The sequence below is a fragment of the Mesorhizobium sp. ORM8.1 genome, from assembly GCF_053005525.2.
Map to the genome: position 1 here is coordinate 273719 of NZ_JBRKPX020000002.1, position 15319 is coordinate 289037.

Sequence of the window (15319 nt, forward strand, 5' to 3'; positions counted from 1 at the left end):
TTGGCGCCATCGGGAATGGTCCCGATGCAACCGAAGGAGAACTACCATGGCCACCACGATCGCAAACCTCACCACCAAGGCCGACGGCTCGATGGAAGGCGTCTTTGCCACGCTCCGGGTCAATGCCCCGATCACCCTCATTCCGAACACCAACAAGTCGCGCGAGGACGCCCCCGACTACCGGATCGTCAACAAGCGCACGGGCTTCGAGATCGGAGCCGGCTGGCACCGCATCTCCCAGCGTTCGGGCGAGGAATACCTCTCGGTCAAGCTGGAAGCCCCGGAGATCGGCGTCATCTTCGGCAATCTCGCTCCCGCCCCGGGTGGCGAGGAAAACAAGAAGGTCATCCTCTGGAACAACCCCCAGTGAGGCATCGGTGGCCGGCCCCTCGAGGGGCCGGCTTCCCCACCGGCAAGAGGAGGTTTCAATGAGCCGCTACACCATCACAGTCATCGGCACCGTCACCGGACAGGGCCGCTCGGATCCAGACGCTGTCATCGGCTACGACCCACCGCTTCGGACCTACTTCCTGCAGGCGTTCCCGCACGAAGAAACCGACGAGCCCGCGCTCTGGCTTGGCACCAGCGACCACGCGTTCGAAGCGCTTGAAGATCTTCGCCATGCAGCCATCTCACAGGGCTACGACTTCATGCCGCTGTCGTCCGAATTGGCCGCAAAGCTGGTCGACGACAAGGCGGCAGCCAGCGGTCGTCGGGACCGGGACGGCATCTTCGGCGATACGCTGAAACACCTCAACCAACCCAAGTAGGCAAACACGATCTCAGGGCCCGCGACGGAGCGCTCCGTCGCGGGCCCTCTTTTTTGCGCGTCGCAAAGAGCGACGAACATCAGCCGTTACAGCAAAAGATAGCGACTCCCTACAGCCGATTATTCCTTCGGCAGTTTGTGCCGATGAATGCGGATATAATCCTGCACAGCCTTTCGCAGCAGCTCTGTCATGCTGTGCCCGTTGCTGATCGCCAGTAACTTGAACTGGCGCTGCTCCACGGCCGTCAGGTAGTAGCCGCAGCGGACCATCTCCTCCTCGCGAATCTTCTTTCCGGCGATCGGATCCTTTTTCTGACCCTGCCGCAGCAGCTTGCGGAAATCGGGCCCAACTGCCGGGGACGGCTTTGTCGGTTCCTGCATCTGTGGCGTAGCTTGCTCCTTGGCCCCTGACGTCTCGGCCTTCGGTGGGATGAACATGCTGGGCAGCGCCGGCGGCTGCGTGGAGATCGCCTTCATCATGCGGGCTTTCTTGTCGTCACCGGGTTTAGGTGCGGTTTCTTCACTCATGCCGCGTTCCTTGTGGCTTCGATGAAGGTTTGCAGAAGGTCGTCAAAGACCCCTTCGCTCTCGGCAATCGCCTTCGCGTCAGGCTCCGCGGGACTGTAGAGGGTCTGCCCGGTCTGAAGGTCGCGGTAGGCAACGCGATTGTGCAGGACGTGTTCTGCAATCGGCGTGCCGTTGGCCTGGATGATGGCGCGCAGTTCGGTCAGGGCTCGTGCCCTGCCATCGATGATGGTCTGCTTGGTCAGCACGAATATCGCAGGCAGCGGTCTGCCCCGGCTCTCGACTGCCAGCGGAATGTAGTGGTCGGTAATCTGGATGGCGGCGGTCACATCGTCGAGCGCAAAATAGATTGGCACGACGACAATGTCGGCCGCGAAGAGCCCGGCCATGAGGTTGTCATTCGTGGTGCCTTCAGTATCGATCAATACGACGGAGCGCTCACCGTTGTGAGTGGCTGCGGCGTCAAGGATTTCCTGCGGGGTCATCGCGCTCACCAGTTGCAGCCTATCAGGACGGTTGCCAGCGTCACCCAGCATCTGGAACCAGCGGTTCATGTTCTGCCGGCGATCGCCATCGACAAGAGTGACCGAATAGCCCCTATGCAGCGCGACGGATGCGAGGGTGCGCAGCATCGTCGATTTGCCAGTGCCGCCCTTTGGGATCGCAGCGGAGATGATCATGGAGCCTCCTTCCGGCGTGGTCTCCTTGTCCCCATGTTAACATGGGGACAAGTCATCATGGACACATGGAACAATGTCACAGTCGAAACATGGTGACATAGTCAACGCGGCAGACCGGTTTGGCAACCCAGGCGCGCATCATAAAGGCTCGATCACAGGCGCAATTTTTGCGCGCTGCTATCTTCAGTGAGGAGCGGATCCGGTGGGCCGATCCCCGCCTGCGAACCGCTCGAACGTTTCCATGTTAACATGGAAACAAGTCTCCAACGCATCATCGACGCATCACAACAAATCACTATGGAAACATGTCCACGCTGGCGTGCCGCGATCTAGTGTTGAAAACTGGGCTGGCTCCCGAGCGGACGTCCGCTCGGTTTTTTTGGCACCCCTTTCTGCTTCTTATTGGCAGGATAGCCTATTTTGTGATACACACAAAACAGGCGGCGCGGCCTTGGCAGGCCTTAGCGCCCGCAAGCGGGCTTAGAGATGGATGAAGAGGGCCAGAAAGCTGCGGTGAAGAGCGCGTCACGGCGCTATGGCGAGGTGACGCACATCCGGTTTTCGGGTGACGAGCTGGCTAACCTTAAAGCCATTGCGGAGCGGGACGGCGTTACCATCAGCGAGGTCGTGCGGCGTCTGGTGCGGGCAGGGGCCGGGCATCTGCCTGTCGCGTCAGAGGCGTTGCGGCCGGCGATCGTGGAGATGACCGATCAGCTGCGTCGCGTCGGCATCAATTTCAATCAGGCCGTGCGCGCCATGAACGACGGCCGTGTTGCCCATGATGAGGATCTTGAGCAGGCGCTGATCGCCGTGGGCGACCTCGTGCGGCAGTTTCGCGACGAACTGAAGGCAATGACTGGCGGGTCCCGCAAGGCGAGGAGGCCAGGCCTTGAGCGGTCGTCTTGCTGGCTACGCGGCCGAAATCGAACGCTATCTGAGGGGCGCTGCCGGCGTGAAGCGTGAGGAGCTGGACGACGACAAGTCCCTAGCGGGGGCCCAACGCGAGGCCGGCGAATTCCAGGCAATGAAGAGCTCTCAGCGGACCCTTGGCGGCGGACGGCTCGGCCAAGGACAAGCCGGGTCGATGGTAGGTGGCGGCAGGAACGCCCCTCGTTCGTCGCCGACAGGGACAGGAGTGATGAGGAGCTCCGTCTCCAGCGGGTCTCCGAAGTTCATGGCTGCGAGGTCGCAGAAGGCCGCTAGCGCGCCGATCATGGTCTATGGCGCCACGCTCGCCGGTTTCCGGCCGGAAGAGGAGGAGGAAGACTGGAAACGTCGCGGCGGCGGCGGCCGTGGTGCTGGTCGCCCGAGCGGTACAGGACGAGCGGCTCGGGTCGCCTATCAGGCGCGGGCCGTCGCGGCACGGGCAGGCTATGCGGCGGGCGCGCAGCCTGCTGTGTTCAAGGTTATGCCCAATCCGCCATCGACCAAGGAAGCCGCTGCTCGGCTGCTTAATTACATCGGGACGCGCGAGGACGAAAAAGGCGAGAAACACGACATCGAGATGTTTGACGAGGACGGGCAGGTCCTTGCGACAGCCGGCGCACGAAAAGCGTTCCTGGAAACGTTTTGCGAGACGTTCGAACCGCCCTTGGAAAACACCAATTTTATCGAAGTTCGTTTCGAGCTTGCCGGCGAGGTCACCGACGCCGCCCTGAGCGAAGCGTTGAACAAGGCCTTCGGTGCAAAGCCGTTCATCTATGCACAGGACGGCCAGACGGTGGAGGTATACGCACACACCGATGAGCGGGCGGGGCCGCTCGCCAAGGTGCTTGCCGGTGGTCGTGAGAATTCGCGCAGCAAGGCTCTCGACAAGATCGAGGCGCGGTTGTTCGAGGCCATGGGCGCGGCGGGGGTGGCAGCCAAGGCAGAGGTAACGGCGGCCGTCAGCCGTGAACCCAAAGCGAAATATTTCCTACAAAGTTCATCCGCACCCACCGCCAGGTTCGCCATCCAAATGGCGAGGCTGTGCCCGGGGCGAAGAACTCCACCAAGGCGGCGGCTTCGGTCTACGAACAATGGCGCCCGCAGTTTTCGGGGCGTGAGCGCCGCAATGCCTATCACCTGCTTTTCTCGGCAAGAGCCGGCACCGATGCAAACGCCGTGATGGCCGCGGCGCGCGCCGTGCTTGAGGAGCGAGCGCCAGGATACAAGTTCGTCCTGGCGCATCACAAGGACACCAAGCACGTCCATATCCATGCGATGGTGCAGGCGCGGTCGGCCGACGGCGAGCGCCTGAAATTCTACAAGCCAGATCTGGTCGCCTGGCGCGAGACTTTTGCAGAGAAGGCACGGGAGAACGGCATTGCGATGGTGGCGACGCGGCGCATGGATCATGCGATGACGCGGCCATTCACGAAGGAGCATGCCGGAGCCTACAGCCGCGCCCAGAGCGATCCGCGCTATCAGGTTAGCGCCAGGACGGTCGAGCGAGTGGAGGCCAAGCGGCAACACCGTTTGGATGGACAATCCCTTGTCGTGAACGGCGATGCAATCGCTGCCGCATGGCAAAAGACTGTGTCGACAATGCGTACCGCGGGCGTAGTCGGTCAGGCTCTCACGGCAGCGGAGTCGATCGGAAACAATTTTCTGCAGTTCCGTCGCGTTCGAGCAGGGGAGGGGCAGGCAGGTCCTGCCGCGGGTCGCGGAGCTGATCAATTGGGGCAGAAGTCTTTCCTGTCTCACCCCGGTATGAGAGAATTGAACGCACTGATAGGAGATTTGGACATGGCGCAAACCCCCTTGGAAATGCGGCGTCAGATGGCCCGCGTCAATCAGGCTCTCGACAACATGCGCGAGACGCTCCCGCCGGCGCATCAAGGACAGTTCGAAGAGTATCGTGAAGAGGTGAACGACAAGATGCACGATCGTCTCGTGCGGCTGCAATTCGAGCGGCAGCAGCAGCGTCGTGGTGGTGGAGGTGGCGAGCCGACCCCCGAGCGCGAGGCGCGAGGGCGAGACCTTCCAACTCGGGACGATCCCCGCCAGCCGGAGCAGCCGCGCACCGGCACCGAGCAGAGAGCCAAGCAGAAGGATGCCAAAAAGCAGAAGGCTCAGCAGGCTGAAGAGCAGGACCGTAAAACCCAGCGCTCAAACGATAACGATTACGAGCGCTGAGCGAGGGCCAACCTAGCGTCCTCGCGCGGTGAGCTATCAAAACGACGCATTCGTCACAGAATGATCAGGCTGAACGGCAGCTTTGCGCCCAATGTCGGCCGTTCTCAGCCGTTCTCAACGAAACCAAAACCTGCCGTCCGCAGAACAAAGTGCCGTGCTCACTTGATCGGGAGGGCGACTCCTTGCAAATCATGTCGATGGTGGAAAAGAAGCCTAGCCCTGAAATCGCACACGGTTCGAGCCCGGCATCGCGTGGGCCGGCCGGCGCCTATATCGAAGGTGAGATCGGCGCGCTTTATCTGCTCGCGTTGCTGACGGGCAATCGGGCACCGGGCTTGCCCGACGCTCGAGTTGTCAGCGTTCGGTTCCAGGGGACGGAGCAGGGATTCAAGCTCGATGACCTGATAGTATCGGGCGCAGGATCGGCAGGCGACTTCGTCCTGGAAATCCAGTCGAAGAGGGATATCACCTTCTCGCCCCACGATAGCGTATATCAGGATGTCGCGTCGCAAATCGCGGGTAGCCGCGTGGGTTCGGTACCGGAAGACCGGCACCTTCTTGGAATCGCGACTCAGCGGACGAGCCGCAAGATTTCTGGCGCCTATCAGGATGTGCTCAAATGGGCGCGAACCGCGGACAGCGCGACAGCGTTCTTCAACCGCATCGGTGCCAAGGGCGTCGCGAGCAAGGACATGCGCGACTTCGTCGCGACAACGCGAAAGCATCTAATCACCGGCGGCGTCACTGACGATGACCAGTCGATCTGGTCGTTTTTGAGCCGAATGCTCATTCTCGAGTTCGATTTCGAAGCGGCAGTGCCTTTCGCCCGGACGTATGGTCAAGCACTCGCGCGGGTGGCGCTGGCAGATGAGGATGTCGACCGTGCCGAGGCGCTATGGAGCCGGCTGATCGATCTGTCGATCAAGACCGCGACCACTGGCGGTAAAGTTGATCGAGATAGCCTCAGGGCCGATCTCGCCGAGGCAGGGTTCCGGCTTGCCGGCGACCGCGATTATGGGCCGGCACGCGCCAGGCTCGCCGAACTCGCGCGGAATACGCTTGCCCATATCGGGACGAGCGTGGCGGGTGTGACCTTGCCGCGATTGGAAGCTGTCGCTGCCGTGGATGACGCGTCCGAAGCGCATCGGTTCATCGAAATCCGTGGAGATTCCGGTGTCGGCAAATCCTGGGTCCTTCGGCACGTCGCCGAGCGTGTGGCGCGCCAAGCGCCGATCATCGTGCTTGACCGCGACTCGATGCCGGCAGGCGGCTGGCTGCCGTTCTCCAACGCGCTCGGTATTCCGGGTTCGGCGGTCGAGTTCCTGACGGATCTGGCCGCGAGCGGCGGCGCGATGCTCTTCATCGACGGCATCGATATGTTCGATGATCGAGGCCGCCAACGCACAATTATCGAGCTCATGCGCGCGGCGAGCACGATCCCGGGTTTCACGGTAATCGCAACCACGCGCACGGCCGGCCATGTCGATGTCGAACCCTGGCTCGACGAAGAGATCGTTGCCGCCCTGGGCGGCGCGCAGTCGGTAGCCGTCGGCCCCTTGTCGGACGATGAAGTCGCGATCCTAGTTAATCAGGCGCCGGATCTTCGGCTGCTGCTTGCCCCCCAACATCCCGCCGCCGGTCTTGCTCGTAATCTCTATCGGCTATCCCGGTTGCTGAAGGTGCCGAGCGCGACCGAGGTTCGCACCGAAGCAGCAATGGCTGATCTGTGGTGGAAGAGAGCGGACGGCGCGCCGGCTGCAGAGGTGCGCGCCGCGCAGCGGCTGCTGGCAGCGCTCGCGGCGAGTGCCATAAAGGGAGAAGACGGGATCGAGCTGAGCGAGGATTCTTCTGCTCGGTCGCATCTGCTTGAGGCACTGACGCTCAAGGAAGTGCGCCGCGACCGGCTAGATTTCTATCACGACGTGCTGCGCGACTGGGCGATCGGGAACTACATCGCAGAGAATCCGAGCCGTCTGGTCGCACTCGATCTGAGTGTGCCGGTATCGCCGCGTGTGGCGCGCGGTATCGAGTTCGCCGCCCGTCTCGCGCTCGAGACGGGGGCAGATTGCAGCGCCTGGACCGATCTGATCGCTCATCTGTCTCCGCGAGGGGCGCACGGATCATGGCGGCGCCAAGCCATCCTCGCCTTGCCGCGGTCGGAGGCCGGCTTCGAATTGCTCGAAAAGTGCAGCGCTGGTCTATTGGCAGACGGCGCAGCTCTCCTTATCGAATTGTGCACGGCGATCGCGGCGGCCGAGACCGTGGCGACGGCCGACTTGATGACGATGCCGGACGGTTCCAAGATCAATCTGCCGCGCTCGTACCGTACAAATATTACCGGGTCGGCAGTTCTGGTCCTGCGCTGGGTGGTGGCGCACGCTGCCGAGATTCCATTGTCGGCGATCGACGCGGTGGTCGAGCTGGTCCAAATACAGGTCTATTTCCTCAAGCACCTTCGACCGTTCGCCGAGCAGACGGCCATCATGCTGTTTGGCTGGTTGCGTCAGCTTGATGTTCGCGACGCCGAGGTGACGATCCCCGGAGAGCGAAGCCGCGGCCGGGCAGCGAGCGACGCGTCGCGTAGCACGATAGAGCAGTTGCGCCTGATTGCGATCTTGCTTGGCGAATTCGCGCCCGATCAACTGAAGACTTATTTAAGGGAACTCGGCGCCGAGAGGGACAGCTACAAGGTCAAGGCGATCCGGCCATTTTCCAAGATAGTTGCGCCGGTTGCGCCGGCCGAGCTTGCGGACCTCGTGCTGTCGAGCCTCATTGAGAAGCGGGATCGGCGTGGCCGCCGTGACCGCTCGATGGGGCGAGCCTTCACCTTCGCAGACAGCGACTATCTGCCGGCCTCGCCAGCGCAGCCGCCATTCCTCGATCTGTTGGAGTCCGGCGCGACCGAAGGGTTGAGACTGATTCGAACGCTGGTCGCGGAAGCGATTGTGTTCAACACCGACGAGCTTGTGTCGGAAGACGACGGCTATACCGTCGATTTCGGCAGTGGCCCGCGCTTCTTTCCCTGGACTTCAAGCTACTTGTGGTCTCGCGATCAGAGCCACGAATATTCGGCCGCCTCCGGACTGAAGGCCCTCGAGGCGTGGAGCCAGCAGCGCCTCGACGACGGTGTCCCCGTCGATGAAGTGCTCACCGACATCCTTGGGGCAGAGGGCAGCTGTGCAGCCTATCTGCTGGTCGCAATCGACGTGCTGATGTCGCATTTCCGTGTAGGCCGTGATGTTCTCGCTCCTTTTATCGCGGCCCCGGAGCTGCTGGCTGCCGACCGTGCGCGTCAGACCCATGATCATATCGGTTCGGGAATCGATTTCCCTATCGGGAAGGAGCCGGATGGAAAGGTCAAACTGGCCGACTTGAAAGCCCGCCCGTCACGGGGTGCGTCCTTGTTTGATATCGTCCCGAATTATATGGGCGACGATACCATTGCGAAGCGTCTGCGTGAGCAGATGAGCGCTGCGGTCGAGAACCTGGACCCCTATGAGCCCTATTCGAACTGGGGAGATGACCGGTTCATCGCACGCGTTGCCAACAACATGCTCCAGCGGTCGAACTGGACAGACATCGGGGGCGGGGAGTGGGCCTATCAATCTCCGGCGGACGAGGCCGCTCATTTTGCAGCGATGGAGAAGATGCGGGGTGAGTTTGTTCTATCGAGCGAGCTCGAGGCGCGCATCAGTTTGGCTATGGGCGGAGAAGGCGAACACGCCACTGCTTCAACCGCACGCGATGCGGTCGAGTACGCAGAGGGTGATCTCCCCGACGACAGTGACACCGATGCTCTCAAATCGCGCTCGACGAGGCTGATCAAGACTGCCTTGCTGGTGGCACGCGATGGGGATGACGAGTTGCTGGCAACGCACGAGAGATGGGTTCGTCAGGTCATCTCGATCGCGTTGGAAGAGCAGTCCGATCGCGGAGGTGGTTCGCAGGATACGCTGCGCTTCAACCGCCCGGCGATCGCGACGCTTGCGCTAATTCATCTCTGGGAGCGCAAGGGGAGCAACGCGGACCGAGATGCGCTGATCCGGCTCGCGACCCGCAAGGACCGCAGCGCCGCGCCGGCCGTTTCCGCCGGCCTTGCGCGGATCCTCGAGATCCAGCCCAGGCTTTTCAAAGCGGCGATGCGCGTAGCCTTCTCAAGCATGACCTGGCGCTGGAAGAGCTATCAGGAGGAAGACGCCGCCGAGCATGCGTGTTTCGAAGCAGAGCGGGCCGCGGCTATCGATGCCGCGGTCGCGGCCGAGATCGCTTGGCTGGATGGCGGCGACGAACCTGCATGGCCGATTTGGCCCAGGGAGCGTCCACATCTGAGCCGCGGCTCGCGCATCCGCGTTCCCGGACCAGTCACACCGAGAGAGTTCGACGAAGACGAGGCGATCGAGATCGTTCACGTCGACAGCTCGGCTGCAGCGCAGTGGCTGGCGATGATCCAGGCCGCGCCAAAGGGATCGATCGGCTGGCGGCAGGAGGTGGTCGCGGCCTATGCCGACTGGACCGCGCGAATGAACGGGTTGGGGCTATCAGTTGATATCGAGATCGACCGCGATCCCCACGACTGGAACCTGCACTATTATGCGCTTTTCGCCGAGCGACTACTCGATGGCACGCCCGCGTCATTCGATACCGATCTGAAGCTTGTGACCGATTTGCCAGACGACCCCTTCGCCGACGTTGCGCAGGCGGTCATGCATGCGGCCGACGCGCTCTATTTCAATGATCCCCAACGCCCCGCCTCTCGGCCTGCCGATCTGCGCGCCAAGCTGGTGGAGCGGGTGATCGCGCTCAGGCGGTGGGAATATGCCGGCGATCCGGCCAGCTCGCGGATCGACATAGAAAGTGGCGGCATCATCGCGAAGATGCTCCTCAATACCCACGATCCATTTAACGGGACGCATAGCTATCTCCCGCCATTTCTCTTCGACCGCGTCGACCCGCTGCTAGCCACAATGCGCCCACTGCTGGGGGGCGGCCCGACGGTGTTCGTGGCGCTTTGCACTATGAAGCTGCTCCTCGTTGCGCCGCGGGCGCGACACCTCGACTTTGTCCTCGATGCCGTGGAGGCCTGGTTCGATCGCACCCGCGCGGCGGGCCTGTGGATCACCGCTGGCATCGGTGGTCGCGTCGTGCGCTGGTTCGACGCCGCGTTCGCCGAACAACCGAGCCTGCTGATCCCGACGCATCCCGCGCGGGGCCGGATCGACCGCGCGCTGGGCAATCTGATCGGGGTTGGCGTCGCTGAGGCGCACGAGCTGGAGCTGCGGGTGGAAGCGGCGGCGGGCGACCCACAGGCATCGGTCGCGCATCTGGATGGGAGAAGCTGAAAAGGTCCTCCTACGCGATCGGCGCGCAAGGCGAAATCGCCAGACATCAAGCACCGGCTCAAACAGCTCGGCCAGCGGAGGGTGACTCGGATTGCAGATTAGCGTTCGCGCCGGCCAATGTGTAAATGGAAGCGAAATATCTTGCGCTGGGGTAGATATTACTCCGCCCGCATAATTCCTGACTATCTTTCGCTGTGCCAGGGCTGAGCTTGTGGATATTCTCGACTCACAGATCAATGCGCCAAGCAAGTGGCAAACCTTCGAGGACCTGTCTTGCGCCTTGTTCGCGGAAGTATGGAGGGATCCAACCGCGCAGAAGAACGGCCGGATCGGCCAACCGCAGCACGGCGTCGACGTATACGGCTCGCCCGAATGGAAGCCGGGTACATACTTTGGTGTTCAGTGCAAAGGCAAGGACCAAGGCTTTGGCGGAAAGCCAACTAAGGCCGAGTTCGATATCGAGCTCGCCAAAGCAGAGGCGTTCGCACCACCCCTCGGGAAATGGTATTTTGCGACGACTGCCAAGGTCGATGCGGATCTCCAGGAGCACGCCCGCACTGTCTCCGCGGCCCGGGTTGCCGTCGGCAAGTTCGAGGTAGATATCCTTGGCTGGGGTGCTCTCAAGGCCTTGCTGGCAAAGCATCCATCGGTCATCCGCCAATTTTACCCTGAGCTTGCGGCCGGCGCCGCCGATCTCGAGCGTGTTGCCGATGCCGCCGAGGCCGCCTTGGGATCAATCGAGGACCGCTTGCGCCGCGGCAGTGAAAGTCTCCAGCTGCCCCGGTCGGATCTCGTTGCGCGCGCGTCGGTCTACCTTGCTGAGCATAATATCGTCCGCGTCACCGGTGAGGGCGGAGGTGGCAAGTCGGCTATCCTGAAGCGCCTGGCACTTGAGCATTTGGGTCCGCTTTTTGTTCTGAAAGACAATAGGGTTCGGGCAGGCTCGCTCGCCGAATATCTGGTGCAACTCGGGATCGGCGAGACACCTACAAAGCTGTTCGAGCGCCTCAGGCGCGGTGGCAATCTGCTGGTCCTGATCGACGGGGCCGACCGTCTCCTGCTCTCGGAGCGGCGCGGGGTCGTGACCGACCTGCTGGCGCTCGGGGCACGTTATCTAGATGCCGGAAATTGGCGGATGATTACTTCCGCTCGCGCATATCAAGACCGGGACCTGGTGCTCGCCGCGCTCGATGACGCGGGGATCAGCGAGTCGGCGAGCCTTCCGGTCGATGCGATAGACAAGGAGGATTGTGAAGCAGTTGCGGAAGCGTTTCCGGCCTTTGCATCTTTACTCAGACGGAATGATCTTGCCCAGCAGAACCGGCGGCTCTTTCTTCTTCGCGAGCTTTTAAAGCTCGACGTACCGCCCGAGGGGCGTCTCACCGAAATGGATCTAGCAGGAAAATGGGCTAATGCAGATCAGAACGATGCCCGCTTAACCGCTTGCCGGACCAAGGCTTTGTCGCAGATGGGGCGGTGGCTTGTCGAAAATCCGACGCGCGCGCCTGGGAGCTCCGTTTTCGATCAGGAAGGAGCGCTCTGCCTCATAAGCGAAGGCACGCTGGTTTCAGACCCTCGTGCCGACGCAATCACGCTTGCTTTTGACGTACACGAGGATTGGCTCATCGCCCGTGGTCTGCTGCCCGACTGCGACCGGCTTAGCGAACGTTTGCGCGACAGCGGTGAGCCGTTGTGGTGGCTTCGAGCGGTTAGGCTCCTCGGACAATTGTGTCTCGAGCAAGGCCACTATGTCCGTTGGCGCGAAGTGTATGCGGCACTCGAAGCCGACACCTCAATAGATCCTGCCTGGGCTCGGGCCTGGCTCGTCGCGCCGCTCTATACCGAAGCCTCTAGCGCAATCCTTGACGATCTCGGTTCCGCCCTCGAAGCCGACGACTTCCGGCTGATCCGCCGTCTTCTTGACACGCTCCTCGTATCCGAGACAAGGCTAGACGAAACGCTCCTACACGCGCCTCGCCTCGCCCATTTTAGCGAAAGCCAACGCTACGCGATCGCAAGCTGTGGCAAGCAGCCGGTGTGGCGAAGCTGGGTTCCATTTTTACGTTGGTCGCTGTCGAAATGGTCCAATTGGCCGAAGAGTCTTGTTCCTCAGCTTGCCGAGACTGTGCGCGTTTTCTGCCGAGCAACGCTCAACATCCCGAACGCCCATAGCCAGGCCATAGGACAGATCGTACGCCCCTGGCTGGATGAGATCGAGGAATGCCGTCACTTGCTCGGTTGGAGCGATAGACGTGAGCCATTCGGGATCGATTTGCCGGACCGCGACGCTTGGAAGCTAATCGAAGAGAAACTTCGGGAGGCTCTTATATTCTGCGCTGAGTCGGACGCACGCGGTGTCGAAGCCTATCTCGCGCGTCTGGCTAATGATCGGCGTCTCGGCAGCCCGCAACGCAAGTTGCTGAAATCCCCTGGTTTCCTGCCCGGTAAGTTTCCAGCCACGTGGGCCAAGCTTTGCGCCTGCCATTATCTGCCGCTGCGACGCCGCTCGCGTAACGATCAGTCGATCCTCGGGCGTGAGCTATTTAGTTTTTCCGACGCTCATAGCGCGGGGCTCCCTGACGGTCAGAGTTGCTACCCGCCTGGCCCTTCACGCGGGGGTTTCCTTGAGTTGTTCGAGGCCGACGAAGTGTTGGCGCTGGATCTTTTCCATCGAATCGAACGGCGAGCCTCGGTCTTCTGGCGCTGGTACGCCCGCTGCCGCGACGGGGAACAACCGCTTGCGCTGACGCTCAAAATCGATGGGCATACCATCGCTCTCTGGGGTGACGAGACCGTTTACCGCTGGTCCCGAGCTGTACTCGGATCAAACATCCTGGGTTCGATGCATCTGGCGCTCGATGAATGGATGCATCGGCAAGCATCCAACGGACGAGATGTCGGAGACCTTATTAGGCTCGCTCTCCAGCCCAACGGTCTGGTGGCGACGGCGGGTCTGTGTATTTCTCTCCTCAAGGCGCATGTAAACACGCTGGGTGCGATTGATCACGCTGCGCCATTTCTCGGGACGCCGCGGTTCTGGAACTACGACATTCGCAAGCATATCGACGACCAACAACCGACGCATCGCATAAGCTACAGTCTCTCAGAGCGTGACCACCACTTCGATCAGGTCGAGGCGATCTTCGAGCGACATAAGGCGCAGTCGCCGATGTCGCACACGTTGATGCTTCCATTCCGCCTGAAGGCGGGCGAGACAGTCCAAGCCGAGTTCGACGCCTTGCGTGGCACGTGGAGTTTGGAGGATCTCGCCGAAGATGAGCGACAGCTTGCCGATTCATCCTGGGTGGCGGCGAACAAAGAGCGGTTTGCCCGCATCCTCTCCGATAGCGACCGGGATCAGGTCGAGATCAGCTACAATGAGGCCAAGCAGCGTATCGAAGCCCATATCAATCCTCCGGCCGAGCAGCTCAAGATTATCGAGGCTGCAGAAGAAAACCGCCGCAGAATGGGACAGGTAAACCGGTTGGCGATGTGGGCAATCCACTCGCGCGAGAAAGGTGGTATCGAGGAAGGCTTGACCCTCGAAGAGGCTATCGAACTAGCTGATCAAGTGATGGCCGAACCGCCCGAGGATGCCGATGATGGCGGATTCGGACTGGCCCGAAAGATGACCTCGTTCGCCATTGTTGGAGCAGCAGCAATTGTCGTCGCAAGGGCCGACATGGCGTTTCTCGACGCAAGGCTCGAATGGGCTCGCGAACGGCTTGAGGCGGGTTGTCAGAATCGGCGCTCGCCAGCAGAAGAACACTTTACTGTTGATGAGGCGCTACTCAGCTTCGACCCTCAGGATATCGGAGCATGGGGGCTCGCTGCCTATGCCTGCCGCCAGCGCAACGACGCCATCGAGCGGCGTGTCCTCGAACTTACCGTCGATCGGCTGCATGGCCTTCAAAAGGCAGTGCTCGATGGACTTCTCTGGGACGCAAACCCGGACTTTGCTCGCCGGGTGACCTTTGCCGCGCTGGATGTGTGCGTGATCGACGTCGGTCATTTCTGGTATGAGGGCAGCCAGGAAAAGGCTGCGAGACGCATGGCGACGAGGCGATTGAAGATCATCAGACGCGCTACAAAGCCATGTCCGACGAGCCGGGTTCCGGACCTTCCGCCAGCACCCTATGGGTCTCAGTGGATACGCGGTCGCAAATGGTATCATCCGCCGCGCCGCATTCGGCTGATCTCGCCTGTCGTGCTCAATTGGGGACGCGTGGCGGAAATTCTAACCCGCCTCGACTGGCGTCGCCTTACGAGCGAGGCAACGGGGCGCGACGCTTTCGCGACCTATTTGAAGGGCCTCGTCGAATGGACCCGGGACTATTCGGAAGGCGAGGAGCCGCGGCAGCACGACCGCCGCTATCCCTTCGAATGGGCTCACAAGATGGCGCGCGAGGTGGGGCGCTTTGCGGCCTTCCACGGCGATAGGGCGATCTGGAATAGTCTGACCCGCTTTGAAGAAAGAGATCACGCCCGGGAACTCGTTGGCGACTACATGGAGGCGATCGCCCACGAACTAATGGTCAGCGAGCGGAGGCCCGACGCACGCTTCTGGTCCGCGTGGAAGCCCGCGGCGGAATGGGTCATGTCGACGGCCATCCCATCTCGACAAACCAATTATCATTCACTCGACAATTGCGTAGAGGCTGCAGGGTTCGTAGGCCCTTGGTCGACTCCGATTCCGCCCGATTGGCCGCATCTCGCAGATATTCTGGAATGGATTGACACCTGGCAGCAAGCGACGCTTCACCTCCGCCGAGCGGCGTGGTTATCATTGCGTGTGGTCGAACGCATGTCGCTGGAGGAACGGGCTTCCATATACACGCGATGGCTCGGCCGCCTTGTCGAGGCGCATGGCCGCGATCCGAAATTCTGGC

Annotated in this window: 7 protein-coding genes and 1 pseudogene; 6 read left to right on the forward strand and 2 right to left on the reverse strand. The window is 61.5% G+C overall.

The window, feature by feature from the left end; all coding sequences use genetic code 11:
• The first annotated feature begins 46 nt into the window (after positions 1–46).
• Together ACVDG8_RS38145 and ACVDG8_RS38150 are read left to right on the forward strand one after the other, a co-directional pair.
• Complete coding sequence (locus tag ACVDG8_RS38145; RefSeq protein WP_006205585.1) at positions 47–370, forward strand: DUF736 domain-containing protein; 324 nt, start codon at positions 47–49, stop codon at positions 368–370.
• Between the two features lie 58 nt (positions 371–428).
• Positions 429–770 carry a hypothetical protein gene (locus tag ACVDG8_RS38150; RefSeq protein ID WP_447250549.1) on the forward strand — a complete coding sequence of 114 codons (342 nt, stop codon included), beginning with the start codon at positions 429–431 and terminating at the stop codon, positions 768–770.
• Between the two features lie 119 nt (positions 771–889).
• Here ACVDG8_RS38150 and ACVDG8_RS38155 read toward each other — a convergent pair whose 3' ends face one another.
• Together ACVDG8_RS38155 and ACVDG8_RS38160 are read right to left on the reverse strand one after the other, a co-directional pair.
• Positions 890–1297, reverse strand: a complete 408-nt coding sequence (locus tag ACVDG8_RS38155; RefSeq protein WP_447250550.1) for a hypothetical protein — start codon at positions 1295–1297, stop codon at positions 890–892.
• Entirely contained in the window at positions 1294–1974 is a 681-nt protein-coding gene (locus ACVDG8_RS38160) for a nucleotide-binding protein (protein ID WP_447250551.1), read from the reverse strand. The genes ACVDG8_RS38155 and ACVDG8_RS38160 overlap by 4 nt, the downstream gene beginning before the upstream one ends.
• Positions 1975–2460: 486 nt before the next feature.
• On the opposite strand from ACVDG8_RS38160, the gene ACVDG8_RS38165 reads away from it, so the two are divergent.
• The 4 genes and pseudogenes from ACVDG8_RS38165 to ACVDG8_RS38180 form a co-directional block, all read left to right on the forward strand.
• Entirely contained in the window at positions 2461–2937 is a 477-nt protein-coding gene (locus ACVDG8_RS38165) for a hypothetical protein (RefSeq protein WP_455707954.1), read from the forward strand.
• 1005 nt (positions 2938–3942) lie between these two features.
• On the forward strand, positions 3943–5091 hold the full coding sequence (locus ACVDG8_RS38170) for a relaxase/mobilization nuclease domain-containing protein (protein ID WP_455707955.1): 1149 nt from the start codon (positions 3943–3945) through the stop codon (positions 5089–5091).
• A 182-nt stretch (positions 5092–5273) separates the two neighbouring features.
• Positions 5274–10430 (forward strand): hypothetical protein, encoded by a 5157-nt coding sequence (locus ACVDG8_RS38175; RefSeq protein ID WP_447250554.1) that lies wholly within the window; start codon positions 5274–5276, stop codon positions 10428–10430.
• Between the two features lie 211 nt (positions 10431–10641).
• A pseudogene (locus tag ACVDG8_RS38180) lies at positions 10642–15319 on the forward strand (hypothetical protein); the annotation flags it as partial.

Excerpts from the sequence above, each read along its gene's own strand:
- ACVDG8_RS38145 (WP_006205585.1), top strand. The coding sequence starts at position 47 with ATGGCCACCACGATCGCAAACCTCACCACCAAGGCCGACGGCTCGATG.
- ACVDG8_RS38150 (WP_447250549.1), top strand. The coding sequence starts at position 429 with ATGAGCCGCTACACCATCACAGTCATCGGCACCGTCACCGGACAGGGC.
- ACVDG8_RS38155 (WP_447250550.1), bottom strand. The coding sequence starts at position 1,297 with ATGAGTGAAGAAACCGCACCTAAACCCGGTGACGACAAGAAAGCCCGC.
- ACVDG8_RS38160 (WP_447250551.1), bottom strand. The coding sequence starts at position 1,974 with ATGATCATCTCCGCTGCGATCCCAAAGGGCGGCACTGGCAAATCGACG.
- ACVDG8_RS38165 (WP_455707954.1), top strand. The coding sequence starts at position 2,461 with ATGGATGAAGAGGGCCAGAAAGCTGCGGTGAAGAGCGCGTCACGGCGC.